The following is a 24,715-nucleotide window of genomic DNA, read 5'->3' as shown; positions in this document are numbered from 1 at the left end:
CCACCTCCCCCGGGCTCCGTGCAACGACACCGAACGAGGTGAACAAGTTCATGCCCCGTAACCAAAGAACCGCCGGCCGCCACCGCATGGCGCGCCGTACCAAGGTCGCCACGGGCGCCACCGCCCTCGCCCTCGCCGTCGGCGGGATCGTCGTACTCAACACGACCGGAACCCCCGACGCCGCCAGGGCCGACGGAGCGGACAAGTCTTTCTTCATCGACATCACGAAGGTCCCCCGCGGCAACAACGTCAACCTCGACCTCGCGAAACGAGGCGCACGGGGAACGTTCACCGTGGACTGCGGCCGCAACGAGAACGGCCATTTCAACGGCGACAACTTCATCGCGCAGCCCGGTGTCCGCAATGGAGCCGAGCATCTCCACGACTACGTCGGGAACCTGTCGACCAACGCCGATTCGAACAACAAGAGCCTGCTGCGCGCGGGCACCACGTGTAAGAACGGGGACAAGTCGGCCTACTTCTGGCCGGTCATCCGGATCAACACCGAAGAAGAGGAAGAGAACGAGGCGGCGAACGAGGAGAAGCTCGCCGCAGACCGCGCGAACGCGGCCAAGGACGAGGCGGTCGCCCAGGTCGACTGCCCCGACGTCGCCAGCGAACTCAGTGAACTCAGCGAGGTCCCCGACCAGGCCACGCCCGCGGTCGACGAGAACCTCGACAACCTCGACCAGGAGTCCGAGAACGCGAACAACCAGCTGGCGCAAGGAAAACAAGCGGGCCAGGTGCTCGACGAACTGAAGAACAAACGGAAGCCGTCGATCGAGAAGATCGCCGACACCCTGCGGCAGGCGGGCAAACCGGTCGAGAAGAACGAAGACCAGCTGGCAGGCTGCGCCGTGAAGCAGAACGGCGAGGGCGGCCTCGACAACGGCGGCGACAACAGCAACGTCAACGCCGCGGGCGACGCCGAGAAGAAGAAGGCCGACGGCAAGGCCGCCGATCTGCCCGGGGTGAACGACAACAACGAGATCGGCGACAACGAAGGCGAAATCCAGCGCGCCGAAAAGGTCGATCTGACCTTCACCAGCGGCGGCGCCCGCCGGGTCGTCGCGATGCCGAAATTCCTGCGCGTGCTCTACGGCGACGCCAAGCAGAGCACCAACGGCCCGGCCAACGCGCGGCCCAGCTGGACCTGCACCGGCTTCGAAGACCGGCTCACCGAGCTGTACCCGATCTGCCCGCGGGGCAGCAAGGTCACGCGGATCCACTCGTTCCCGAACTGCTGGGACGGGAAGAACACCGACAGCGCCAACCACCGCACGCATATCGTGTTCTCCGACCGCAACGGGAAATGCCCGCGCGGCTTCAAGAACGTGCCGCAGCTGCGGATCACGCTGGTGTACAACATCCCGCCCGAGGTCCAAGCCGCCGGGCAGTACGCGGTCGACGCGTTCGCGCAGGAGAAGCACGACCCGCGTTCCGACCACGACGATTTCGCGAACGTCATGTCGCAGCGGCTGATGAACCAGCTGGTGAAGTGCGTCAACAGCGGTAAGAGGTGCAGGCAGTAGCGGTGCCCGCCTCAAGTCCGTGAAGGCCTCCTTGAGGGACTCTGGGTCCCTCAAGGAGGCCTTCACGGACCGGGCAAGCAGAGAGGGCGCGGCGGGGATGACCCGCGCCCCCACCCCCGCGCCGGGGGTCCGGTTCCCGGCCCGGCGTAGGGGTTCCGGGCCGGGAACCGGCGAGCGATACGGCTTTCCCTCCCTGGAAACCGGACCGCCCGGTCTGGGTCAGGCCGTCGTGGACAACCGGCTCACCCGGTCGAACACGAGCGGCACCGCGACAGCGGGGTTCAGTTCGGCGAGGACCGCTTCGGCGTCCAAGCCCGGCAGGTGGATCCACGCGCTGTCCGCGAAATCCGGTGTCGTGACACTGATCCGGGCGCAGCGGGCAGGCGGGACCAGCGCGACGCCGAACGGCTCGACCACGTTGCGCCACACGGATTGCGAGACGATCATCCCGGCGCCGAACTTGTCGCCTGTCGGGTCCGAACGGCACCAGTAGCCCACTGCGTCGTTGAAGGTGGTGGCGCACAGCAACCGCGTCAGCGTGATGTACGTGCGGTGGTAGCGGTGGTTGTCCGCCATCGGCCCCATGTGGACCGCCACCCGCGCCCGCATCGGGACGCGGGCGTAGCGGTTGCGGGTCCGGAGGAGATGGTCCAGGTGGAACACGACCTCGCAGAGCTGGCCGACGGCGTGGTCCGGATACGCGACCATCAGCCCGTCCCCGGTCTCCCGGAAGTGACGCGCTTCCCCCGGCGCGAGCCCGACCGCGGTGAACGAGCGGGAAACCAGCGTCTCCATCTCGGTCTTCATCGGGTCCAGCAGGTCGTCACTGGCCTTGGACGAACCGACGATGTCGACGGACAGGACGGCGTGGGTGTGCGCGTTGTAATGGCCTGAGGTCAGCACCTGCATCTCTGCGACCCCTCCCCTGATCGGTGAAAACTGGCGGCAGGAAGCAGTGTTCCCACTCCTCACCGGAAGTTCTGTTCGGAACCGAACAAAACATGACCTCGCGCAGGTCAGCGCCAGTGAGCTAAGTCACACCTTTTTCCGTGACCACCCGCAATGCCTCGCGGTCGATGACGGTGATCGCACGGCGCGAACTGGCCACCACTCCCGCCTTCCGCAGTTTGTCCAGTGCCTGCGCGACCATGGTCCGGCCCATCGGGATGAACTGCGCGAGTTCGTCCTGGCTCAACGGGATCCCGATCCGCCAGCCGGCGGGTGTCCGGATGCCACAGACGTCGACGAGATAGTCCAATCTGGTCGCGACCCTGGCCACCGCCTGCGGTTTCCAGGACTGCGTCCGCTGCCGCTGCGCGAGCACGAACCGGCGGGCGACGCTGACGAGCACCTCCCGCATCGCCGCCGGATGCTCCAGCAGGAACCGGTTGAACTCGCTCGCCGCGATCCGCCGGACGTGCACTTCCTCGATGGCGACCACGTCGGCCATCCGGATACCGCCCGCGATCACCGCGATCTCGCCGTGCAGATCGCCGGGGACCCCGACGTCGAGGATGACCGTCGCGCCCATCCGATCGGCACTGGTCACCTTCACGTAGCCGTGCCGAAGCAGCATGACGAAGTCGCCGGGTTCGCCCGCCCGCATGAGCGCCTGCCTGCCCTCGTAGGTCTGCGGCGTACCCATCTCCAGCAACCGGGCACGGACGGGTTCGTCCAGTCGCTCCAGGAACGGACGTTCTCTTTCTTCGGCGGCCTCCTGGCCCAAACCCACGAAACACCCTCCCAGGCAGTCGTGAACACCTATCGCGGAGAGTAACCGAATCGGCCACCCGATCCGGCGGTGGAACCGTCGTGGGTGGTGAAGATGCCGAGCCGGACCAGTTCCGATCTGATCCACTCGGCCAGCCGGTGCAACGGCCCGTCTTCGGCCTCGACGAAATAACTGTCCACGATCTGGTGTCGTCTGTCGGCGTGTTTCGCCGCATAGAGCAGCGCTGACCGTACCTCCGACACCTTCAGCGGAGCGACCTTGATCCCCGGAGCGGGTCGCACGGTGCTCTTGGCGGCCATCACCGCCAGCACGGCCTCCTCCAGGCTGAACCGGTGCTCCACCGGTACGACCACATGTTCCACGCCCTCGACAACCCGGCGCCCGATCAACGGCATGCCCTCAGATCAGCATGACGCACGGCCGTAGTCTGTTCGGCACCGAACACTCAACGCGGTTCGACCGCCGCGAGGGCGTCTTCGAGTACCTCCTGGAACACGTGCATCCGCTGGACGAGCATCAGCTGGTCCGGGTTCCCGTCCTGCACCGAGCGCTCCAGCTTCATGGTCAATTGCCGGACGGTCATCTGCAATTGAAGGACACCCGGGGATTTGTCACCCTTCCGCTGTTCGAGCGTCGCCACCGCCCTCCGGAAGACTCCGGCCAGCTCCGTCTCGCCCGGCCGCAGCGTGTCGATGGCCGTCAACGCCCGCCCGAGCAGGCTGTAGTGGTCGTAGGCGTCGGGTTCCGGCGCACGCTTCTCCCGCACCGGCCTCGGCCGCCTTCCGTTCAGCACGAAGAACGCGGTCTCGGCCGGAATCAGCACGGCCAGGACGGCGACGCCGCCGAACAGCCAGGCCTGCGGATGCGGATAGGTCACCGCGCGGCCGATCAACCCGGCGATCAGGCTGAGCACCACCGCGACGACGTGGAACGGACGGTTGTCGTGATCGGCCATGTCAGAAGTTACTGAAGACGTTGACGAACATCTTGTCGATGCCGTACGGGTCGACGGCCTGATAGCTGCGGGCCTTGGACTTCTGCGCGATCTCGTCGAGGACCCGGCTGTCGGCCTGCGCGCCGTAGGCCATGGTGAAGATGCGGACGGAGTTGTCCAGCCGCTCGGCGTCGACGTTCTGCAGCACCTGCTCCTTCGTCCCGGCCTCGGTGTTCTCGCCGTCGGTCAGGAAGACGACGGCGTTGATCAGGTTCGGGTCGAACTCCCGCCGCATCTTCTCGTTGGCGGCGATCACGGTCTGGTACAGCGCCGTATCGCCGGCCGGGGTCAGGTTCTCGACCAGGTCGAGCATCGGACCGCGGACGTTCTTCACCTTGCCGATCGGCATTTTCTCCTGATACCCGTCGGAGAACGTCCACAGCCCGACCTCGTCTTCGGGATGCAGGTACTCGAGCTGTTTCCGGATCGCGGGTTTCAGCAGGGCGATCCGGCTCTCGGAGTACGGCTTGTCCTTGCGGTTCTTGTCGAACGGTTCGTTCATCGAGCCGGACAGGTCCAGTACCAGCAGGATCCGGCCGCGCCGCTGCGTGTACTCCCAGCCGTCGAGCATCTTCTGGATCTGCTCGCCGGTCGGGACGCCGATCTTCGGGGGCTCCTGGGTCTCCTGGGTGCCCACGACCTTGGCCAGCTCCGGATTCCCGCTACCGCCGGGGTCGCGGAACCCGAGCTCACGGAACCGGTCCTGCTGGGCGGATTCGAGGAGGAAGTCGTAGAAGTCCTTGGCCGCCGCCTGCTGCTCCGGTGTCGCGTTCGCGGTGGTCAGGAAGGGATGGTCGATCAGCATCGTCCCTTCCCTGGGGTGGACGGCGACCAGCGGGCGCAGCGGCGCGACGGGGTTTCCCTTCAGCTGCGCCGGATCGCCGGTCGGCACGCCGCGGTTGTAGAGGTAGACCATCTGCTCCTGCATCGCCATCGCGCTGATGTAGGGCGTCGGCTTCTTGCGGTCCTCGTCGTACAGCGTCTTCAGGAAGGCCACCGAATCGTCGCTGTAGTAGGCGACCGACGCCTCGATCCCGCGGACGAACTGCACGGCCTCGGCCGTGTCGATCTTGCCGTAGTCGCCGCCCGTCGCCGCGAAGTAGGTCGCGATGGTCGCGGCGAGCCCGGACGTCGACCGCCGCGGGTTGTCCTTGCCGAGCGTGAAGTTCCCCCACTGGGCGTACGCCGCGCCTTTCGAGGCCCAGCCGCCGTCGCGGTTCACTTCCAGTACGTCGCCCCAGCCGAGCGTCCTGCCCGGCCAGCCCATCGCCTTGGCCATCGGTTCCGGCATCGCGATCACCATCGGGCTGGTCGCCAGCGAGGTCTTCGGCCCGGCCTTGATCCGGTCACCCTTTCCGCGCTGGCGCAGCAGATCGAGCCAGAGCGACGAACTGGGCAGCCAGACCTGGGGCTCGGGCTGGCGCTGGTCGATGTCGTTCCAGCCGTCGGCGATGAGGTCGAGCGTGGCACCGGAGGTCTTCTTGTGCGCCTCGATCTTCGCGCACCGGCCGCCGTCGAACGTCCGGCCGGTGTCGTTGTACCGCTCGGCCAGTTCGGCGATCAGATCGCCCTTCTCCGTGGAGGAACTGGTGATCAGGCGGACGCAGTCGGTCCTGGCCGCGTTCGAGGGCGGGGTGACCGTGGTGGCGAGCAGGACGATCACGAGCGTCCCGACGAGCGCGCCGAAGACGAGCGAAAGCCAGCCTGATCTCCGCATGCGCCGCCCCCTAGCCGTCGTAGCGGGCAAGTGTAGCTACAACGTGGTTCCCGGTTACGTCTCCTCGGTCACGAGATCGTAGGTTTCGAAACTGAACCGGGCGAGGGTGCCCACCCAATTCCGATAGACCTGTAGATCATCGAACGATTCGGCGTCTAGCCGCCATTCAGGTGGAAAGGCCTCCCGTAGCGATTCCCCGGCGGAAAGGGCGATGAACGTCTCGCGTGCGGCATCCGGATCGGCGACCAGCAAGGTCAGCAGGACGAGCACCGCACGGTACGGGCCGCCGACGAACCGCGCCAGTTCCGCGTCCGGGATGCCGATGCGCACGAGCCGGTAGAGGTTGACCAGCTTCCGGATCTCGCGTGGCGTGTTCAGCCTTTTCCGCAGCACGTGGACGAAAGCGCGTTCGACCTCGGTGAGCCGCAACCGGTCCGGCCGCATGTTGTAGAACGTCGGCGGGGCCGTCTCCTGGACGACCACCTCGGTCGTTTCGCCGCGTTCGATGGCGCTCTCGTCCTCCGGCCATTCTTCGGGCTCGGACGGCTCCGGTTCCCGTTCCTCGATCGGCATCAGCGCGTCGATCAGCTCGTCCGCCGCGTTTCCCATCGGGCGCAGGGCGAACACGATCTGGAAGATCTTGTCGAGGTACTCCGCCCGTCGCGTCTCCTCCCCCGCGCCGAACAGTTCTTCGTGGTGCTGGTCGAGGCAGCGCCGCAGCCACCGCGGGTCGACCGCGACCACCACGACGAACGCGGGCAGCGCCAGCAGCAGATGCACCGCGGCCAGCACTTCGATCACCTTCGGCGGCGGACAGCGGTCGAGATCGTCGATGTAGAGCACGATCCGTTCCAGCGGCGGTTTGCCCTTGCCGCCCGCCCTCAGCCATTCCTGCCTGGCGTCCACCAGATCGGCGCTCAGATTCGCGAGGTCTTCCCGGACCCGGGCGAAAACCCCTTGGTAGTCCCCGTATCGTCCGGTTTTCGCCACTTCGATCAGCTCGCCGAGCCTGCTGGCCGCGTCCAGCCGCCGGAGCCGTTCCTCGGTCTCCCGGACCTCGGTCTCGAACCGTTCCGCGCGTTTGTCGACGTCGTGCCGCAGTTTGTCCAATGTGGACTTCACCGGCGCGAGCGCGGATCTGGCGGTGGTGAGGGCCGGCGTCAGCACGGCGCCGAGCGCGACGATGGCGCCCGCCGTGGCGAGGATCGCGTTGTGCCACAAGGCCCAGCCGGTGATCGCCGCGGCGGCGCCGAGCACACCCAGCACCGCGTACCCCGCGACGGCGAGCCTCCGCCGGCGGCGTTCGGCCCGGTCCACCCCGGACACCAGCAGCCGCCAGCGCCAGGTGTGCGGGGAATCCGCCTTGACCGCCTTCAGCCCCGCGAGCCGATTGCGCAGTTCCTCGCGTTCGGCGTGGACCTCACCGGCGTCCGCGTGCGTCTCGGGCGCGCCGAGGTTGCGGAACAGGTGGTCCACCAGCCCGACCCACAGATGGTCGTCGTGGTACTGCCAGGCGTTGAACCGGATCTGCCGGATCTCACCGGCGAACACGCTGTTGGCGGCGTCACCGCGGGACCGGCGCGCCAGTTCGGCCACCCGGTCGGTCACCTGCCGGACGAAACTCGACTTGCCGGAACCCCACGGCCCCAGCAGCGCGACGCACAGCGGCGGGCTGGTCTCGCGGTCGGCGATGACCGCGGCGAGCGTCCGCACGTCGTCGTGGAAGCCGATCAGGTCGACCGGGCTTTCGACGTCGGGCGTGATCCGCGGCCGCGCCCGGCCCGGTTTGGGCTCGACGAAGCCGGTGCCGTCGATCTGGTTGCCGAAGCGGTCCCACACCCGGATCGTGCGGTCGTCCCCGACCGTGACGATCTTCTCGTTGCCCGCGGTGCACACGATCGCCCGGACGTTCCCCTGATGTCCCTTGAGGAGCGTGTAGTCCCGCGGGTCGTCGATCTCGCGGACGCGGACCTCGCCGTCGGAACCGCCGGAGAGCACCAGCTTGCCGTCCGCGCCGAAGGCCAGCGAGCGCACCACGCCGGTGTGCCCGGGGAAGACGAGGGCCGGATCGCCCTTGCGCCCCCACAACCGGACCATCTCGCCTTCGGCGCACAGCACCTGCTCGCCGTCGGCCGAGATCGCCACCACATGGACCGCGCCCGCGCCACCGAACCGGTAGTGGGAAACGATTTCCCTGTCCCACAGCCGCACGCCACCGGTGTCGTCCCCGGCGACGACGACCCGGCCGTCCGGGGTCACCGCGACCGATTCGACCTCCGGGCCGCCGGTGCGCAGAGCCCGTACCGTCGCACCGTCCAGCCGCCGGACCTCGACGGTGCTTCCCGCGCCGGACACGGCGAAGTCCTTCGCCACCGCGACCGCCACGGTCCGCTTCGTGGTCTGGACCTCCGGTGAATGCGCGCCGGTACCGGTGATCCGCCAGCGCCGCACCGTCGCCCCATCGCAACCGACCACGTACTGACCCGAGATACCCACCGCCAGCACCGGCCGATCGTGGCCGCTCAGCGCGAAACGCTGCTCCCCGGTTTCCAGGTCCCAGACCCGCACGGTCCGGTCCGCGCCGCCGGTGACCAGGCGGTTTCCCTTCACCGCGACCGCGAGGATCGGTTCTTCGTGTCCGGTGAAACGCGCCGTCGTCATAACGGCACAGTCTTCCGGTCGCGTCAAGATCATGGTTAACGACAGGCGACTATCGGCGGGTACCCCGAGCGCGCCGAAAGGTTCAGGGTCGACATTGCTCCGAAATTCCAGCACGCCTTAAACGCGAGGAGTTCAACGTGCTTCGACGTACCTTCGCCGCGGTGCTCACCGGCGCCGCGCTCTCCGTCTCGGTGCTCTCGGCACCCTCCGCCGGTGCCGCCGAGATCATGGCGACCACCCTGACCTACGACGACAGCCAGGCCGCGGAGTTCAAGGACGCGGTGGCCGCCGGCGTCAACGTCTGGAACACCAACGTCACCAACGTCCGTATCGTGAAGGCGACGCCGGGGCAGCGGGTCAACATCCGGGTCATCGCCGACAACGGCTGGCCGCGCGCCACGCTCGGCCCGGTCCGCCCCGGCGGCACGGTCACCGTGTGGATGGGCAGGCAGGCCGTGCAGCAGGGCTATCACACGCCGCGGATCGCTTCCCACGAACTCGGGCACAGCCTCGGCCTCCCCGACGTGAAGCCCGGCCCGTGCTCGTCGCTGATGTCCGGCTCGACCGGTGGCGTCAGCTGCAAGATCGTGAACCCCAACGCCCAGGAGAAGGCCAGGGTCCAGCAGCTCTACGCCGGCACCGCCGTGCCGAGCGCCGACGCGGGCAAGGTCCTCGCGGAAATCGGCTGATCCCGCGCCAGGGGGTGCCCGCCCGGCACCCCCTGGCCTGGTCGGCGTGCTAAGCGTTCGCCGTGATCGCCCCCGCCGGGCACAACTGCACGGCGTCGCCGATCTCCGCCGGGTCCCGGTCCAGCAACCGGACCCGGCCGTCCTCATCGTCCTGTGCGAACACCTCGGGCGCGGTCAGCACGCACATCCCGGCGCCCACACAGCGTTCCCGGTCCACTTCGAGTTTCATCGCGATCAGTCCCACGCCACCGGGAGCGCGTACACCCCGTAGATGTCGGAATCCGTCCGCATCGGGATCTCCCCGGCCGGAACGGCCAGGCGAAGCTTCGGGAACCTGGCGAGCAGCCCGGTGAAGGCGACCTTCATCTGCACCCGCGCCAGCTGCTGGCCGAGGCACTGGTGGACCCCGTGCCCGAAGGAGCCGTGCCCGGCGGCGTTCCGGCGGACGTCGAGCCGGTCGGGATCCGGGAACTTCAGCGGATCGCGATTGGCCGCCATCCCCGACAACGCGACCGCCTCCCCCGCCTTGACGAGCTGACCGCCGATCTCGACGTCTTCGAGTGCGGTACGCGCACCGGTGTGCAAGATGGCCAGATAGCGCAGCAGTTCCTCGATCGCGCCCTCGACGCGCTCCGGATCCTCGCGGACCGCCGCGAGCTGGTCCGGGTGTTGCAGCAAGGCGAAAGTGCCCAGCGCGAGCATGTTGGCCGTCGTGTCCAGACCGGCGCCCAGCAACAGGAACGCGATACCGGTGAGCTCCTCGTCGGTGAGATCCGTTGTCGTCAGTTCACCGAGGATGTCGTCGGTCGGCTCGGCCCGCTTGGCCAGGATGAGCTTGTAGAGGTAATCCCCCAGCGCCTTGACGGCGGCGTCCTGCTCCTCGGCCGGAGCGTCCGGCATGTTCAGCGGCAGGACGTTGCGACGGAAGAACTCGTGGTCTTCGTAGGGAACGCCGAGCAGCTCGCAGATCATCATCGCCGGAATGGGCTGCGCGAAGGCCGTCACCAGATCGGCCGACGTTCCTTGCCGTTCCATCGCGTCGAGATACTCGGTGGCCACCTGCTCCACCCGTTCGGTGAGCAACCGCATCCGCCGGACGGTGAACTTGCCGGTGAGCAGCTTGCGGTACCGCGCGTGCTCCGCACCGTCCATCCTGATGAACATCCCCGGCACCGCCGGCGGCATCTCCTTCATCGCGGCCGCGCCCGGCAGCGGCGAGTGCATCAGCTCCTGCCGGGCGCTGAACCGCGAATCCGCGAGGATGGCCCGGACGATCGCGTGCCCCGTCGCGAGCCAGCCTTCGTGGCCGTCGGGGAACGTCAGCCGGACGAGCGGGTGCTCGTCGCGGAGCGTGCCGAGCTCGGCGGGCGGGTCGAACGGGCAGCCCTTCGGTCGTTCGAGGGGTAGTGCCGAGAGATGGGGTACCGATGTGGTCATCGTTGTTCCTCCCAGTTTTTACCGATGACAAAAGGCTACGTTGCATTTACAGATCACTCAAAGCCGCGGACTGGCTTTTCGCCGGTATTAGCTGGTAGATTTCCGGAAATCGTTGCAACGATCGTGACGATGAATGCAACGTCTCGTTGCAATGATCTGCGCCTGAACGCACAGGAGGTGCCATGCCCGGTGGCAGGCTGACCCAGGAGGACCGCCGGCTGATCGCGTCCTGGCTCAAGGACGGTCTCGGTTACGCCGAGATCGCCCGCCGGCTCGGGCGGCCGACGTCGACGATCAGCCGCGAGGTCGCGCGCAACAGCGTCCGCTCCGGCTACCGCGCCGACGAAGCGAACCGCGTCACCGGCGAACGCGCGCGGCGCCGCAAACCGCGACCGCGCGCCGTCCCCGTCGTCGAAAACGGCTACGGCCGGGACCCGGAAGCCGTCCGCGCCTTCGAAACCGACTTCGCCGAGATGATCGTGGCGACCGGACTGCCCCGGATGACCGCGCGGGTCCTCGCCTGTCTGGCCGTCAGCGACGACGGCGTGCTCACCGCCGCCGAACTCGCCCGGCGGCTCCAGGTCAGCCCGGCCTCGATCTCGAACGCCGTCGCCTACCTCGAAGCGCAGGCGATGCTCAAACGGGAACGGGACGGCCGCCGGGAGCAGTACGTCCTCGACGAGGAAATGCCGCAACGAGTCTGGGCCGAAAGCGTCCGCTCGAACCAGGAATGGGTCAGGCTCTCCCGTCAGGGCGCCGAAGTCCTCGGCGTCGCGACACCCGCGGGCGCCCGCTTGGACGACCTCTCCCGATTCCACGCGCGCATCGACGAAGTCATGCACGACGACCGCGTCGCGATCTTCGCCGGTGACGCGCTGACCGTGCTCACCGCACTCCTGCACGCCGGACGGGAGTTTTCCCTGCCGGCTCTCGCTTCGGCACTGGATTGGTCGGCCGAGCGGACCGCGGGCGCCTTGCGGGTGGCGGAAGCGCATCCGCACATCGCCGGCCCGGTCCGGGTGGATTCTCGCGATGGGGAGTATCGGGCGGTTCCGTTGGTGGAACGGCTCACGGCTGGGCAGTTGGCTGCCTTGGGGTCTTGAGTGGTCGGGTGGTGACGGCTGCGTCGGGGTTTCGTGGGCACGCTGTCTGTGCCAACGTGAACCCCTGCGCACAGGGTGCCCGTCGCCACTTTCCGGCGACGCGTCAAACAGCAAGACTTGACCGTGAACTCGAAGGACCAAAGCAGCGTCTCCGCACACGCCGCCCGTGGCCGCTTTCCGGCGACAGGGCTCCAATGACGACGCTTGGCAGCGGCAGGATTCGAAGGGGGTAAAGCAGAACCCTGCGCACAGGGGGTGCTCCTCGCCGCGTTTCGGCTACGCGACTCTAACGGCGAGACCTAGCCGCCCGTCGCCGGCTTCCGGCAACGCGACTCTAACGGCGAGACCTAGCCGCCTGTCGCCGGCTTCCGGCAACGCGACTCTGACAGCGAGACCTGACCGCCCGTCGACGGTTTTCGGCAACGCGACTCTGGCGGCGGGACCTAACCGCCCATCGCCGCTTTCCGGCAACGCGACTCTGACAGTGAGACCTAGCCGCCTGTCGCCGCGTTTCGGCTACGCGACTCTGACGGGCGAGACCTAACCGCCCATCGCCGCGTTTCGGCTACGCGACTCTGACGGCGAGACCTAACCACCCGTCGCCACTTCCCGACAACGCAACTCCGACAGCGAGACCTAACCACCCGTCGCCACTTCCCGGCAACGCGACTCAGAACGGTGGCGGTTCGTCGGCGAGCGGTGTCCTTGGGCGGGGTAGGTGAAGTGGCGGGGGTGAGCTGTCGTAGCTCTGTCCGGTGGGGGTGGTGATCGTGAGGGTGCCGTCCGAGGCGAGCCGGTATGTCCAGCCGGGTTCGTCTTTGAGACGGTGGTCGCGGCGGCAGAGGTCGATCAGCTCGTCGACGTTGGTATGGCCGCCGTGCTGCCAGGGCACTGAATGATCGATGTCGCATGCTTGCGCGGGACGGTGGCAGCCGGGTCTTCGGCATTCGCGGTCCCGGACCCGCACGAACTCGGCGAGGCCCGCGCTGGGTCGGTACCGGTCCCGCCCGAGGTCGAGGACCTGACCGGAGAGTGGGTCCGTGATGATGCGGCGCAGCACGGTGTTCGGACCGGTGGCGATGTGCCGGGCCAGTGCGGCGGGGACAGTGCCGTGTCCGGCGAGATCTGCGGGAGCGTCGTTGAGGCCAAGATAGGTGAACAGGTCCATGTACAGGAACACTTCGGTGCGCTCACCGGTGCCGCCTTGGCCGCCGAGCAGGAGGTCGAGCGCGACGTCGGCGCGTAATTGCTCCAGGGTGCGAGTCTCCTCCCCGGTCTTGAGCACCCGTGCTTCCCGATCGATGCGCCGGTAGGCGGCGGCGACTTTCTCGACCGGCCCGTCTTCGACCTCGATCGACGCCACTCCCGTTTCGCCTTGACGCAAGGTCAGGCGACGGCCTTCGCGATGCCGTTCGGCCCGTGCCTCGGCGCCCTCACGGTCGACGGTGGTCGCTGCGTGGTTCGCTGCTTTCCGGATCTGATCAGGGTTTCTGCCCGGTAGCCGCTCCTCCAGCAGCGCATCGACGGTGCGGGCGTCCTCGTCCGACAGCCACGCGGTGGCCGCGGCGACCTTCATCGCGCCGAAGCCGCTCACTTCTCCTCGGTCCATCAGGGACAGAGTGCGAGGCAGGCGGGTGGTCAACGCGTCGGCCGCGGCGACCATCGCACCGGCATGATTGTCCACACGGGACAGAGCGAAGGCGACCTCCTGCGTGACGCTCGGCGCCCCGTCGCGATGCCGGTTCAACTGCGCCAGCGCCCGGAACCGGACAGCTTCCAGCCGCGCGATCCCGGCTGACGCCGCTTGCGCGACAGCGACGGAATCCTTGTCGTCCAACGAAATGACGGAAGCGTTCACCGCTTCCAGCGCCTCGGGGTCGGTGAGTCTTTCCAGTAGCGCCACAGGCGCGGAATGTGTGTCCACCCCACGACCATACGACCGGCCACCGACAGTTTCCGGGCTCGCGCCCCGGCAGGGAGTTGCCGATTTTCGGCAATGATGAATCGGCGGAGGACTGCCGGTTATAACCGCCGGGTCGCGTTGCCGATATCCGACAACGACAACTCCACACAAGCTACCCGCGCGACCGCGGCACGGTCCGGCAACGAAGCCTCACCCAAACCCCGCCACCAACCACCACCAAGCCCCGTCGCCGATATCCGACAACGACATCTCCACACAAGCTACCCGCGCGACCACAGCACAGTCCGGCAACAAAGCTCACCCAAGCCCCGCCACCAAAACCCCGTCGCCAATTCCCGAAAACGAAAGCAGTCCCCAGCGTCAACCACTAACCACCAGCCACCATCGCCGATTCCCGCCGACGGAACCCACCCGAACGCCCCGGCAAACAACTTCCCGACAACCGAACCCGAGCTACATCACGTCCCGCACGACCATCCGCTCCGAAGCGCGCTCGATGGCCGCCTCGACCGCGCCGACCCGGTCGGCCAGCAAGCCCATGGCGCCGACCGCGCGGCTCATCGGGTCCTCGTCGTCCCCGCCCAGCGCTTGCGCGCGCAGGTAAGCCGCTTTCACGTCCGCCCATCGCTTCGCCTCCGAGGAGCTCAGCCGTCCGCGTAGTTCCGCCAGTTTCAGCAGGTTCGCTTCGGCTCCGGAGGTGAGTGTCTGCGCTTCGCCGGCGTAGTGGTCGTCGATCAGCGCTTCCAGTTCGGCGTCGTTCATCGCGGGCACGATCCGGCCGGCGAGTTTGTTCATGTTGCGGTACGAGCCTTGCAGCTGGAACGGCGGTTCGACGCGGGATGAGTCCGCCTGCGCGGCCGAGGCGATGTACGCCTGGTTGTTCGTCAGGACGATCCGCTGCACCTTGATCAGTTTCCGCAGTACGGCGAGGATATGCTCCAGTTCGGTCGCCGAGTACGCGTGCTTCAGCTGATCCGCCCGCACCGAACCGTCGCCGCGGGCCAGCCGCACGAGAACGTCCACATCGGACTGTTCGCGCGAGACCAGTGGGGCGAGGACAGTGTTCGCGGTGAGCGAGTTCTCGATGTAGCTCAGCGCGAAGAGTTCTTCCTTGCCCGACAGCACATCGCCGAGGTTCCACACGTCCGCGCGGTTGGCGAGCATGTCCGGGATCCGGAAACGCTTGCCCTGCTCGGTGTACGGGTTGCCTGCCATGCAGACCGCGAACCGCTTTCCCCGCAGGTCATAGGTCCGCGTCCGGCCGTCCCACACACCTTCCATCCGACGTTGCGCGTCGCACAGCGAGATGAACTTCTGCAGCAGTTCCGGCGACGTGTGCTGGATGTCGTCCAGATACAGCAGCACGTTGTTGCCCTGCTCCAGCGCGAACGAGATCTTCTCGACCTCTTGCCGCGCCGTCGCGTTGGGCGCGTCCGCCGGATCCACCGACGTGACCTCGTGCCCGAGCGCCGGTCCGTTCACCTTGACGAACACCAGCCCGAGGCGGCTCGCGACGTACTCCATGAGCGTCGTCTTGCCGTAACCGGGCGGCGAGATGAGCAGCAGCAGACCGGACTGGTCGGTCCGCCGCGCGTCGCCGGTCGCGCCGAGCTGCTTGGCGAGGTTGTCGCCGATCAACGGCAGATAGACCTCGTCGAGCAACCTGTTGCGCACGAAGGCGCTCATCACCTTCGGCTTGTACTCGGTCAGCCGCAGCCGGTCGCGTTCGGCCGCCACCAGATCGTTGCGCAGCCGTTGGTACGCCCGGAAACCCGGCACCCGGTCACGGCGGAACCGGAGCGTCCTGGCCAGCGTCTCGTCGAGCCGCAGGGTCAGGGACCGATTGACGATCCGTGGATGTGAGCCGAGCAGACCGTCCACAGTGGCCGAAAGTTCCGCCGAGGAGTCGTAGCGGGGCAAGTCGGCCAGTTCGATGGCGACGGCCTCCGCCAGCTCGTCATCAGGCAGATCGGCCGAATCCACAAAGGACCGAAGCCAGGCCTCGGCGAGCTGGTGACGGTCGGCGAGGTCTTCGAGAGCGCGCAGGTCTTCGGCGAAGCTCCGGCGGTCGAGCCGGAACTTGTCGAGCAGTGTCCGCGCGCCACCACTGGTGACGAAACCCGGCGACGCGTCGGCCAGTTCCTCGAAGAGGTACTCGCCGGCGAGTTCGAGCTCCAGCGTCAGGCCGGACGACGCGGCGAACGCGCTCATCGACTCGGTGAGTTCCCGCGCCAGCGCGTCGATCGCCGTAGTGTGCCCGAACGCCTCCCGTACCCGCGCGAGCGACGCGGCGCGCGTCGTCCACGCGGACTTCGCCGCCTCGTCGGCACCGAAAGCCCAGAACAACTGAGCGGCGGCACGAGCGGCGGGCGGATACCGCAGCAGCCCGGCCCCGGATCGCAGGCGCACCAGCACCGACAGGATCGCGGCGGCGTCGTGGTCGTGCACGCCCCGCGCGTAACCCTCGTCGTAGCGGTCCCCCGCCACCCGACGGACGACGTCCAGCAGGTCGGCTTCCGGCAGCTCCGGTTGATCGGCCAGGATCGACGTCGCCAGGTATTCGGCGCGGTAGACCTCGGGCGATTCCGAGACCAGCAACTGGTCCCAATACGGCCGCGTCGCCTCGAACGAGGAATCCCGCACGGGCGAGCGGTAGTCGGTCCCGGTGATCGCGAACTTCATCCCGCCGTCGTGCGGTACCAGGGTGAGGTCGATGTCCTGGGTGTTGACCGCGAAGGTGTTGCGGCCTAAGCGGATCGTCTCGCCGCCCTCGCCGTAGAGGTCGAGCCGGTCACGCAGGGCGCGGCCTGCCTCCTGGCGGGCGGCCTTGACCCGGCCCTCCAGTTCCTCGGCGCGCACCTGGTCGCCGAGGTCCCGCAGTTCGGCGACGACGCTGCGCAGCTTGGCGACCATCGGGTCGGAGGCGAAGTAGGTGTTGATCTCGTCGACCGAACCGAGGGTGCCGACCCTGCGGGTCACACTGGCGAGGATCCGCTCGGCCGAATCGACCAGCCGGTCCGCGCGACGCGCCCGCTCGTCGAGCAGCGCCTGCTTGCGCGAGGAGAACGCCTCGTAGACGTCGGTGCGTTTCTCCCCGAGCGACGCCAGGAAGTCGTCGAACTCGCCGAAACGTGACTCGAGGTTTTCCAGCTGCAGCAACAATCTGCCGAGCTGCTCGTCGCACCGGTCGGGCGTGTCCGCGACCGCGAGCCCGCCGGTGATCGCCTGCGCGAGCAGCGCGAACTCGGCGGCGAACTCCGCCCGGCCCTCGGTCTCCAGCAGTTCCTTGCGGCGTGCTTCGAGGGTGGCCCGTGCCCGGTTGACCGCGCCGATGACCTCGCCGACGCGTTCGAGGATCTTCGTCCGCACCACGGCGTCCGCGATGTCCAGTCCGCCGACGACGTCGGTGAGGACTTCGAGGCCGCCGGACTGCTCGTCCAGCTGTTCGGCGACCGGGACGGCTTCGGCGACCGTGGAGATCGCGCCCGCGGCCTCGATCAGCCCGTCGACCTCGGCGTGATAGCTCGTGAACGCGTCTTCGCCCTGTAGGAAGCGGACGGCGCGCTGAGCGGCTTCGCTGAAATTTGCGTCGAGATCGGCGATCAGCTTGTCGACGCGGTCGGTGTCGACATAGCGCAGCTCCCGCACGGTGACGAGATGGCCTCGCGCGCGGTGCATTTCGGCGAGCCTGCGCACCCACGCGTCGGCCGCGTTCAGCGCCTCGCCCCGCACCTTCCGCACGAGAGAGGCGGTTTCCGCGGCGGCTTCCTCGACGGCGTCGGCCGCCTGCGAGGTGAGCGCGGTGACCGTCTCGAACTCGTCGAGCACCTGTTCCGCTGTGACCCGGACGTCCGACAGCGGCGACCGCAGATCGCCGAGTTCCGCCTCGCCGAGCCAGTGGTAGTGGTCGAAAACCCGCGCGCACGCGGCGATCAGGGCCTCGAACACCGCCGCCGACGGCGCCATTTCACCGACCATCCGGCCGATCGAAAGACAGTCGGAGATCCCGCGGACCAGATCGGCGTTGCCGACCCGCTCCAGCGGCCCGGTCCCGGCCGGCTGCGACGCGGCGTAGGTGTCGGACTGGAACGGCGTCCGCCACACCTGCATCGGGTGCACCCGGCTCGGCTCGTCCGAAAGCGCGCGGAACAGCACCATCGTGCCGTCGTCGAACAGCGAATACCCGTGGCACGGGATCGGGTTCGAGACCTCTTTGCGGATCACGTTGTACGGCAGGAGAAGCGAGCGTCCGTCGGCGCGGGCGTGGAAGACGTAGAGCACGTCCTCGCCGTTGGGCGAGCGGATCACGCGCTCGAATTCGAGACCGTCCACAGTGGTGTCGAACGTCTTGCTGACACCCGTGTCGAGGTAGTAGCCACCGGGGAAGATGATCCCGTGGTCCTCGGGCAGCCGCTGGCACGCCTGCCCGATCCCGTCGAGGCGCACGACGTCACGCGTGCGGGTGTTGAAGACCAGGTACCGGTGCACGGTCTCCTTGTACGGCAACACCCGCAGCAGGATCAGCGGGCCGATCCTGGCGTAGGAGACCTCGGCGTCGGCGAGGCTCTGCAGCGGCTCGTCGACCGCCTCGGCGTAGACGCCCTCACCGGTTTCGGTGTTGTTCTCGACCTTGATCGTCAGGTTGCCGCCGACGGTCTCGACGAACACCTCGTCCTCGATCGAGATATGCGGATGCCGCCCGAGAACATGCTGTTCGCGGCTCGTCTCGATCCATTCGAAGTCGTGCGACGGCGGGAAGACGTGATCGCGTTCGCCCCGGCTGTCCACATAGGACACCTTGCCGTCGGCGGCGATCCCCCAGCGCAGCACCCGGATGTCCTCGGTCCGCGGACCGATCTGGAACACCGCGAGCAGTTTGCCCTCGACTCGCCGCAGCTGGAGCAGCTTCGCCTGCCGGTAGTACCGGTACAGCTCGGCGAAGTCGCGGACGAACTGCTCGTCGCGCAACAGCTCCGGCAGCTCTTCAGCCGGCACGTCGTCGAAGCGGAACGCCACAGTGTCTTCGATGTCATGGCTGAAACCGTGCAGCGAGAAGACGTCGTCGACCGTCGTCTCCGGCTTGAGGCCGATGAAGACGTTGTAGCCGAACAGCATCCGCCCACCGACCGACACGACATCCCGCGGCACGCAGTTGTTCGCGGTGCGGATCCGCTCCGTGCCGATCAGCGCGAGCTGCGCGCTGCCGAAGACCCCGAGCCGCGCGGTGTTGAGCTCGTCCGCGCGTTTCGCCAGTTCGGCGGCCTGTGCGGCGAGCCGGGCGCGGAGCACCTCATAGGTGCCCGCGTCCAGCTGCTCCGTTCCTGCCACCGGTTCGGTCGTCGTCACTGCTTCGCGGGGGCGAGGGCGGCGACGGACTTGTCAGCCAGGCCGAGCCGCTGCGCCATGGCCAGCAGCTCCTGCACCTTGCCGCTGTCCGGGCCGCCCGCCTGCAACTGCTTGGCCAGGAAGGCCGACAGCGTCAGGTTCTTCACGTCCTCCGTGCTCACCGAGCCGACCAGTTTCGTCAGGTCGTCGGTGAAGCTGCCCGAACCGTCGAGCCACGACTTCCCGAGGGTCTGGACGACGTCCGAGTGCTCGACGAAACCGTCCACGCTCTTGCCGAGCCCGATCGAGCCGATGACCTTCTCGAAGAACATCGTCTCGCCGCCGACGATGTCGATGTCGGCCTTCTCCAGCCCGATGCCCAGCACCGTGGCCTGCGCCTCGGCGACCTCGCGCTGCACGTTGAGCGCGGCGAGCCGGATCTCCTTCTCGGCCTCCAAGCGCAAGCGGTACTCCTCGTGCTGGCGGCTGGCGGTGTCGAGCGCGGCCATCGCGGCGGCCTTCTCGGTGAGACCTTCGGCCTCGCCCTTGAGCTTGTCGCGCATCCCGTCGGCGAGCACGATCGCCTTCTCGCGTTCGACGATCGCCTCGGCCCGGCCGACCTTCTCCAGCGCGTCGGCGTCGCGTTCCTTGACCTGCGCCGCGGCCAGCCCGATGGCGGCCTCCTCGGCCTGGATGCCTTCGGCCAGACGGATCTTGGCGCGGGTGTCGAGTTCGGCGGCCTGCTGGCGCGCCTCGGCCAGCGTCAGCTCCTCGCGGGCCTTGTGCTTCGACGCGGCCTCGGCGGCTTCCGCGGCCTTGATGTCCTTGACGAGGTTTTCCTGCGCCTCCGCCTCGGCCCGGATGATGATCGCCGAACGTTGCCGCTCCGCCTCTTCGACCACGCGGAGCTTCTTGATGTTCTCTTCCTGCTCGGCCACGGTCTTCTCGACCGCGATCCGCTCGCGGATCACCTCGGCGATGGACCGCTTCTCGGTCTCGACTTCTTTGTCCTTGGCGATCCGGGACAGCTCGGTCTCGCGTTCGCGGCCGATGACCTCGAGCAGCCGGTCCTTCTCGATGCGCTCGGTCTCGATGGCGATCACGCGTTCGCGGTTCTTGCCCGCGACCTCGATCTCACGCTGCTGGTTCTGGTGCTGGATGCCGAGTTGCTCGTCCGTGCGCAGGCCCGCGGCCTGCGACTTGAGCCGCTCCTCCGCCTGCACCTTCGCGATCTCGGCCTCTTCACGCGCCCGCATGGTCTCGACCTCGCGGTTCTGCTTGATCTCCGCGTCGGCCTGCCGCCGCTCCAGCTCCAGGATCGCCTCGCGGGCGTCCACGTTCTGGCGGGTGATCTCTTTTTCCTCGCTGCGGCGGAACTCGTTGGTGCGCACGTGCTCGATCGCGGTCAGCTCGGTGATCTTGCGGATGCCCTGCGCGTCGAGGATGTTCGCCGAGTCGAGCTGCGCCATCGGCGTCTGCTCGAGGTAGTCGATGGCCGCGTCCTCCAGGCTGTACCCGTTGAGGTCGGTGCCGATGACGCGGATGATCTGGTCGCGGAATTCGTGGCGTTTGGTGTAGAGATCCACGAAGTCCAGCTGTTTGCCGACGGTTTTCAACGCCTCGGAGAACTTGGCGTTGAACAGCTCCTGCAGCGTCGCTTCATGGCTGGCGCGTTCGGTGCCGATGGCCTGCGCGACCTTGATGACGTCCTCGACGGTCTTGTTGACCCGCACGAAGAACGAGATCCGGATGTCGGCGCGGATGTTGTCCCGGCAGATCAGGCCCTCACGGCCGGTCCGGGTGATCTCCATGGCCTTGACCGAGGTGTCCATGATCTCGGCCTTGTGCAGCACGGGCAGGACGATCGCGCCGGTGAACGTCACGTCGACGCGGCGGACCTTCGAGATGATCAGCGCCTTACCCTGCGGCACCTTCTTGAACAACCTGGTGATCGTGAAGAGCAAGACCAGGAGGATGACAACTATCACGGCGATCAGTACGCCGGCCCCCACGCTGATGGCACCCATAGTGTTCCTTTTCTGCTTCAGATGTCCAAGGACTCGACCCAGAAGAACTCGCGTTCGGAGTCGTAGTCATAGAGAACTACGCGGCTGCCCGCCGTGAGGTTGCCTTCGCCTGCCTGACGAACGTCCACAATGGCCGTGGACCCGTCGGCGGCGGCGACTTCGGCCTGGCCGAAGTCATGGGTGACCGACGAGGTGCGGATGACCGCGACCCTGCCGACGAAGTCTCTCCTGCTCGGTTCCCTCGCGGGACCGAAGACGCGACGTAGCGGCACCACGATCACCCTCGTCCCGAGTGTGCCGAGCACGAGCGCGACGGCGAGCACGCCGGTCCCGAGCCCGATCCTCGATGGTGTCGAAAGCTCAAGGTCATCGAGTAGAACCGTCCCTGCCAGGCTGGCGAACCAGGTGAATGCGATCAGTAAGGAGAGCGAAATGGACAGCGGGACCCCGCCGAAGCCCGCCAAGAGCCCGTCCCCACCGTCGAACTCATCGAGATCGACGGCACCGAGGAGGGTCAGCAGCCAATAGCCGATCACCACGATCAGCAGGAAGCTGAAGAGCACGGCCGGAAACCCCAGAGCCGCGGTGACGAACCCGCCCATCGCCGTCGTTCCCTCCCCCATCACCCCGGGTCAGGACTATAACCAGCGAGTGAGCATGGGCGGACGGTTTTCGGCTACGAGTGGGTCACAGTGCTCCTCGCAAGCGGGCGGGGCCACTCACCGCATTTAGTCCTCTGAATGCGTTTGGCCGCGGCCTGGGAGGCGTGCCGCGGCCGGCCCGAAGGCGCGACTCGCGTGATCGGACACCGAACTCGCGTGATTGAAGGCGTAACTCGCGTGATCGGACGAGGCGGCGACGGGGGAGGGCGGCCGGGTGCGGAGCGTTACGCCGACCGGCCGCGCGGAAGCCATCCGGTTGGACCTGTCGCGTCGCCGGAGCGGGCCCTACTCTCCAGTATTGAGAGTGACACAGGACACACCACGGTCTTGGGAGGCTCCATGGGGTGGCACGTTCGCGAAACGATCGACGAGGATCGGCGCGAACGGCGAATCCGCCACGTCACCCGATGTCTGAGTTGCACGCTCACCTGCGTCCATTGTGGACTTCCGGCGAGGTTCTCCGTTCGCCCGGGGCATCCCGGCCTCGGCGTCGTCGAGCACCTGCCGGGCATGACCACGCCCGGCCTCCCCGATCTCGCCCTGCTGCACCGATTCTGCCGGGACAACCTCGCCGCGGAACCGGGCATAGCACTCAGACGCGCCTATCTCGGACTGGCGACCGAACTCTTCGAAACGGGACGGCGGATCCGCCGTCACCACAGGCTCGGCGTGCATCCGCCACGGCCGGGACATCTCGAGGCCTACCGAAAACGGTGGCGAGTGGCCAAAATGCGGTACGCCTGCAAGGCGTGCCGGTACTACACCGGCTCTCACTGAGCCGATTCTCCCCCGGAGGACTCGTGCTCGTTCGTCTCATCCTCGGCCTGCTCATCACCGTCGCCGGTCTCGCCTTCGCCGTCCGCCGCGCATTGTGGCTCGCCAAACTGATCCGCTCCGGCCAGCCGGACGAAAAACGCTCGGACGTCATGGCCGTCCGCGCGAAAACGCATCTGACCGAGGTCTTCGGGCAGCGCAAGCTGCTCAAGTGGTCCGTCCCCGGGCTCGCGCATCTCTTCACGTTCTGGGGTTTCGTGATTCTCGGCTCGGTCTACGTCGAGGCGTACGGCGCCCTGTTCGACCACGACTTCCACATCCCGCTCATCGGGCACTGGGCGGCGCTGGGCTTCCTTCAGGACTTCATCGCGGTCGCGGTGCTCGTCTCGCTCGCGGTCTTCGCGGTCATCCGGATCCGCCAGGCACCCGAACGGAAAGACCGCGCGTCGCGGTTCTTCGGGTCGCACACCGGCGGCGCCTGGCTGATCCTGTTCATGATCTTCAACGTGATCTGGACGATGTTCCTCTTCCGGGGCGCCTCAGTCGCGGTCGGCGTCTTCCCGTACGAGTCGGGCGCGTGGGTTTCCCTTGGCGTGGGCGAACTCCTGGAACCGCTGGGCCCGTCGGTCACCGAGCCGCTGGAGACCGTGGGGCTGCTGCTGCACATCGGCGTGATGCTGGCGTTCCTGTCGATCGTGCTCTACTCAAAACACCTCCACATCTTCCTGGCGCCGGTCAACGTCACGGCGAAGCGGCTTCCGGACGCGCTCGGCCCGTTGCTGCCGATGGAATCGGGCGGCAAGCCGATCGACTTCGAGGATCCGGGCGAGGACGACACGTTCGGCCGCGGCAAGATCGAGGACTTCACCTGGAAGGGCATGCTCGACTTCGCCACCTGCACCGAATGCGGCCGCTGCCAGTCGCAGTGCCCGGCGTGGAACACCGGGAAACCCTTGTCCCCCAAGCTGTTGATCATGGACCTGCGCGACCACCTCTTCGAGAAGGCGCCGTACATCCTGGACGGCGAGGAAGCGCCGGAAGAACGTCCTCTGGTCGGCACCAAGGAGGACTTCGGTGTCATCGATCCGGACGTCCTGTGGTCCTGCACCACGTGCGGTGCCTGCGTCGAACAATGCCCGGTCGACATCGAGCACGTCGACCACGTCGTGGACATGCGCCGCTACCAGGTGATGATCGAGTCGGCGTTCCCGAGCGAACTCGGCGTGCTGTTCAAGAACCTCGAAACCAAGGGAAACCCCTGGGGCCAGAACAACTCCGACCGCCTGGCGTGGACGAAGGACCTCGGCTTCGAGGTGCCGATCTTCGACGGCGAACTCGCCGACGACGTCGAGTACGTCTACTGGGTCGGCTGCGCGGGCGCTTTCGACGACAACGCCCGCAAGACCGTCCGCGCCACCGCCGAACTGCTGCATCTCGCCGGCGTGAAGTACACGATCCTCGGCACCGACGAGTCGTGCACCGGCGACCCGGCGCGGCGTTCGGGCAACGAGTTCCTCTTCCAGATGCTCGCGCAGCAGACGGTCGAGACGCTGAACGCGGTGTTCGAAGGCCGCGAACCGGGCACCCGCAAGATCGTCACCACCTGCCCGCACTGTCTCAACACCCTAGGCCGCGAGTACCCGCAACTGGACGGGCACTACGAGGTCCTGCACCACACACAGCTGCTGAACCGGCTCGTCCGCGCGGGCAAGCTGACCCCGGTCAAACCGGTCGACGCCGGACCGGTGACCTACCACGACCCGTGTTACCTCGGCCGCCACAACAAGGTCTACGAGCCGCCGCGCGAACTCGTCGGCGCGACCGGCGCGACGCTCAGCGAGATGCCCCGGCACGCCGACCGCGCACTCTGTTGCGGTGCCGGCGGCGCGCGGATGTGGATGGAAGAGCAGATCGGCAAGCGCATCAACCTCGAACGCGTCGACGAAGCACTCGGCACGGACGCCGAAACCATCGTCACCGGCTGCCCGTTCTGCCGCGTGATGCTGAATGACGGCCTCGTCCAGCGACAGAGCGAGAAACGTGGGGAGAACGTCACCGTGCGCGACGTCTCCCAGCTGCTGCTGGAGACCGTGCGGGAGCGGGATCGGACGACCACCGAGATTTGAGGCACACGAGAG

Annotated in this window: 17 protein-coding genes; 5 read left to right on the top strand and 12 right to left on the bottom strand. The window is 67.4% G+C overall.

The annotated features are described in order from the left end of the window. The first annotated feature begins 50 nt into the window (after positions 1 to 50). Positions 51 to 1,532, top strand: coding sequence for a DUF1996 domain-containing protein (locus ACLJQ7_RS37510; protein ID WP_410652926.1), 1,482 nt, complete (start codon positions 51 to 53; stop codon positions 1,530 to 1,532). 219 nt (positions 1,533 to 1,751) lie between these two features. On the opposite strand, the gene ACLJQ7_RS37505 is transcribed toward ACLJQ7_RS37510, so the two are convergent. The 6 genes from ACLJQ7_RS37505 to ACLJQ7_RS37480 form a co-directional block, all read right to left on the bottom strand. After that, the gene (locus ACLJQ7_RS37505) at positions 1,752 to 2,441 is read right to left on the bottom strand and encodes a hypothetical protein (RefSeq protein WP_410652925.1); all 690 of its coding nucleotides are present in this window, start codon (positions 2,439 to 2,441) and stop codon (positions 1,752 to 1,754) included. A gap of 121 nt (positions 2,442 to 2,562) precedes the next feature. Continuing rightward, positions 2,563 to 3,264, bottom strand: coding sequence for a Crp/Fnr family transcriptional regulator (locus ACLJQ7_RS37500; protein WP_125680634.1), 702 nt, complete (start codon positions 3,262 to 3,264; stop codon positions 2,563 to 2,565). Positions 3,265 to 3,293: 29 nt separating this feature from the next. After that, entirely contained in the window at positions 3,294 to 3,659 is a 366-nt protein-coding gene (locus tag ACLJQ7_RS37495) for a hypothetical protein (RefSeq protein ID WP_410652923.1), read from the bottom strand. 50 nt (positions 3,660 to 3,709) lie between these two features. After that, positions 3,710 to 4,219: a hypothetical protein gene (locus ACLJQ7_RS37490; RefSeq protein ID WP_410652922.1), complete on the bottom strand. Its 510-nt coding sequence runs from the start codon at positions 4,217 to 4,219 to the stop codon at positions 3,710 to 3,712. 1 nt (position 4,220) lies between these two features. Then, positions 4,221 to 5,975, bottom strand: coding sequence for a substrate-binding domain-containing protein (locus ACLJQ7_RS37485; protein ID WP_410652920.1), 1,755 nt, complete (start codon positions 5,973 to 5,975; stop codon positions 4,221 to 4,223). A gap of 54 nt (positions 5,976 to 6,029) precedes the next feature. Next, a complete protein-coding gene (locus ACLJQ7_RS37480) occupies positions 6,030 to 8,636 on the bottom strand; it encodes a P-loop NTPase fold protein (RefSeq protein WP_410652919.1) in 2,607 nt (868 codons plus the stop codon). A gap of 137 nt (positions 8,637 to 8,773) precedes the next feature. Between ACLJQ7_RS37480 and ACLJQ7_RS37475 the strand changes: the two genes are divergently transcribed. Next, positions 8,774 to 9,325, top strand: a complete 552-nt coding sequence (locus tag ACLJQ7_RS37475; protein ID WP_410652918.1) for a snapalysin family zinc-dependent metalloprotease — start codon at positions 8,774 to 8,776, stop codon at positions 9,323 to 9,325. Between the two features lie 49 nt (positions 9,326 to 9,374). Here ACLJQ7_RS37475 and ACLJQ7_RS37470 read toward each other — a convergent pair whose 3' ends face one another. Beyond that, the gene (locus ACLJQ7_RS37470) at positions 9,375 to 9,554 is read right to left on the bottom strand and encodes a ferredoxin (RefSeq protein ID WP_410652917.1); all 180 of its coding nucleotides are present in this window, start codon (positions 9,552 to 9,554) and stop codon (positions 9,375 to 9,377) included. A 5-nt stretch (positions 9,555 to 9,559) separates the two neighbouring features. After that, positions 9,560 to 10,762 carry a cytochrome P450 gene (locus tag ACLJQ7_RS37465; protein ID WP_410652916.1) on the bottom strand — a complete coding sequence of 401 codons (1,203 nt, stop codon included), beginning with the start codon at positions 10,760 to 10,762 and terminating at the stop codon, positions 9,560 to 9,562. Between the two features lie 182 nt (positions 10,763 to 10,944). Between ACLJQ7_RS37465 and ACLJQ7_RS37460 the strand changes: the two genes are divergently transcribed. After that, positions 10,945 to 11,865 (top strand): helix-turn-helix domain-containing protein, encoded by a 921-nt coding sequence (locus ACLJQ7_RS37460; RefSeq protein WP_410652915.1) that lies wholly within the window; start codon positions 10,945 to 10,947, stop codon positions 11,863 to 11,865. A gap of 670 nt (positions 11,866 to 12,535) precedes the next feature. On the opposite strand, the gene ACLJQ7_RS37455 is transcribed toward ACLJQ7_RS37460, so the two are convergent. The 4 genes from ACLJQ7_RS37455 to ACLJQ7_RS37440 all read right to left on the bottom strand — a co-directional run bounded on the left by ACLJQ7_RS37455 (position 12,536) and on the right by ACLJQ7_RS37440 (position 21,764). Continuing rightward, positions 12,536 to 13,768 (bottom strand): DUF222 domain-containing protein, encoded by a 1,233-nt coding sequence (locus ACLJQ7_RS37455; protein WP_410653026.1) that lies wholly within the window; start codon positions 13,766 to 13,768, stop codon positions 12,536 to 12,538. 474 nt (positions 13,769 to 14,242) lie between these two features. Next, a complete protein-coding gene (locus ACLJQ7_RS37450; RefSeq protein ID WP_410652913.1) occupies positions 14,243 to 19,117 on the bottom strand; it encodes a DNA repair ATPase in 4,875 nt (1,624 codons plus the stop codon). A 14-nt stretch (positions 19,118 to 19,131) separates the two neighbouring features. Next, positions 19,132 to 21,141: a flotillin family protein gene (locus ACLJQ7_RS37445; protein ID WP_410652912.1), complete on the bottom strand. Its 2,010-nt coding sequence runs from the start codon at positions 21,139 to 21,141 to the stop codon at positions 19,132 to 19,134. A gap of 17 nt (positions 21,142 to 21,158) precedes the next feature. Continuing rightward, complete coding sequence (locus ACLJQ7_RS37440) at positions 21,159 to 21,764, bottom strand: hypothetical protein (RefSeq protein WP_410652911.1); 606 nt, start codon at positions 21,762 to 21,764, stop codon at positions 21,159 to 21,161. A 378-nt stretch (positions 21,765 to 22,142) separates the two neighbouring features. On the opposite strand from ACLJQ7_RS37440, the gene ACLJQ7_RS37435 reads away from it, so the two are divergent. Both ACLJQ7_RS37435 and ACLJQ7_RS37430 read left to right on the top strand, forming a co-directional pair. Further along, positions 22,143 to 22,580, top strand: a complete 438-nt coding sequence (locus ACLJQ7_RS37435) for a hypothetical protein (protein WP_410652910.1) — start codon at positions 22,143 to 22,145, stop codon at positions 22,578 to 22,580. A 23-nt stretch (positions 22,581 to 22,603) separates the two neighbouring features. Further along, positions 22,604 to 24,703, top strand: coding sequence for a (Fe-S)-binding protein (locus ACLJQ7_RS37430; protein WP_410652909.1), 2,100 nt, complete (start codon positions 22,604 to 22,606; stop codon positions 24,701 to 24,703). The last annotated feature ends 12 nt before the right edge of the window (positions 24,704 to 24,715 follow it).

This window comes from Amycolatopsis sp. cmx-4-54 (assembly GCF_046548895.1).
In the GTDB taxonomy this organism is placed as follows: Bacteria; Actinomycetota; Actinomycetes; order Mycobacteriales; family Pseudonocardiaceae; genus Amycolatopsis.
This window is presented reverse-complemented; position numbering and strand designations above follow the sequence as displayed.

Bases quoted from the DNA above. Each gene is read 5' to 3' on its own strand.
- ACLJQ7_RS37480 (WP_410652919.1), bottom strand. From the start codon at position 8,636: ATGACGACGGCGCGTTTCACCGGACACGAAGAACCGATCCTCGCGGTC.
- ACLJQ7_RS37460 (WP_410652915.1), top strand. From the start codon at position 10,945: ATGCCCGGTGGCAGGCTGACCCAGGAGGACCGCCGGCTGATCGCGTCC.
- ACLJQ7_RS37435 (WP_410652910.1), top strand. From the start codon at position 22,143: ATGGGGTGGCACGTTCGCGAAACGATCGACGAGGATCGGCGCGAACGG.
- ACLJQ7_RS37465 (WP_410652916.1), bottom strand. From the start codon at position 10,762: ATGACCACATCGGTACCCCATCTCTCGGCACTACCCCTCGAACGACCG.
- ACLJQ7_RS37485 (WP_410652920.1), bottom strand. From the start codon at position 5,975: ATGCGGAGATCAGGCTGGCTTTCGCTCGTCTTCGGCGCGCTCGTCGGG.
- ACLJQ7_RS37510 (WP_410652926.1), top strand. From the start codon at position 51: ATGCCCCGTAACCAAAGAACCGCCGGCCGCCACCGCATGGCGCGCCGT.
- ACLJQ7_RS37490 (WP_410652922.1), bottom strand. From the start codon at position 4,219: ATGGCCGATCACGACAACCGTCCGTTCCACGTCGTCGCGGTGGTGCTC.
- ACLJQ7_RS37470 (WP_410652917.1), bottom strand. From the start codon at position 9,554: ATGAAACTCGAAGTGGACCGGGAACGCTGTGTGGGCGCCGGGATGTGC.
- ACLJQ7_RS37445 (WP_410652912.1), bottom strand. From the start codon at position 21,141: ATGGGTGCCATCAGCGTGGGGGCCGGCGTACTGATCGCCGTGATAGTT.
- ACLJQ7_RS37495 (WP_410652923.1), bottom strand. From the start codon at position 3,659: ATGCCGTTGATCGGGCGCCGGGTTGTCGAGGGCGTGGAACATGTGGTC.
- ACLJQ7_RS37440 (WP_410652911.1), bottom strand. From the start codon at position 21,764: ATGGGGGAGGGAACGACGGCGATGGGCGGGTTCGTCACCGCGGCTCTG.
- ACLJQ7_RS37505 (WP_410652925.1), bottom strand. From the start codon at position 2,441: ATGCAGGTGCTGACCTCAGGCCATTACAACGCGCACACCCACGCCGTC.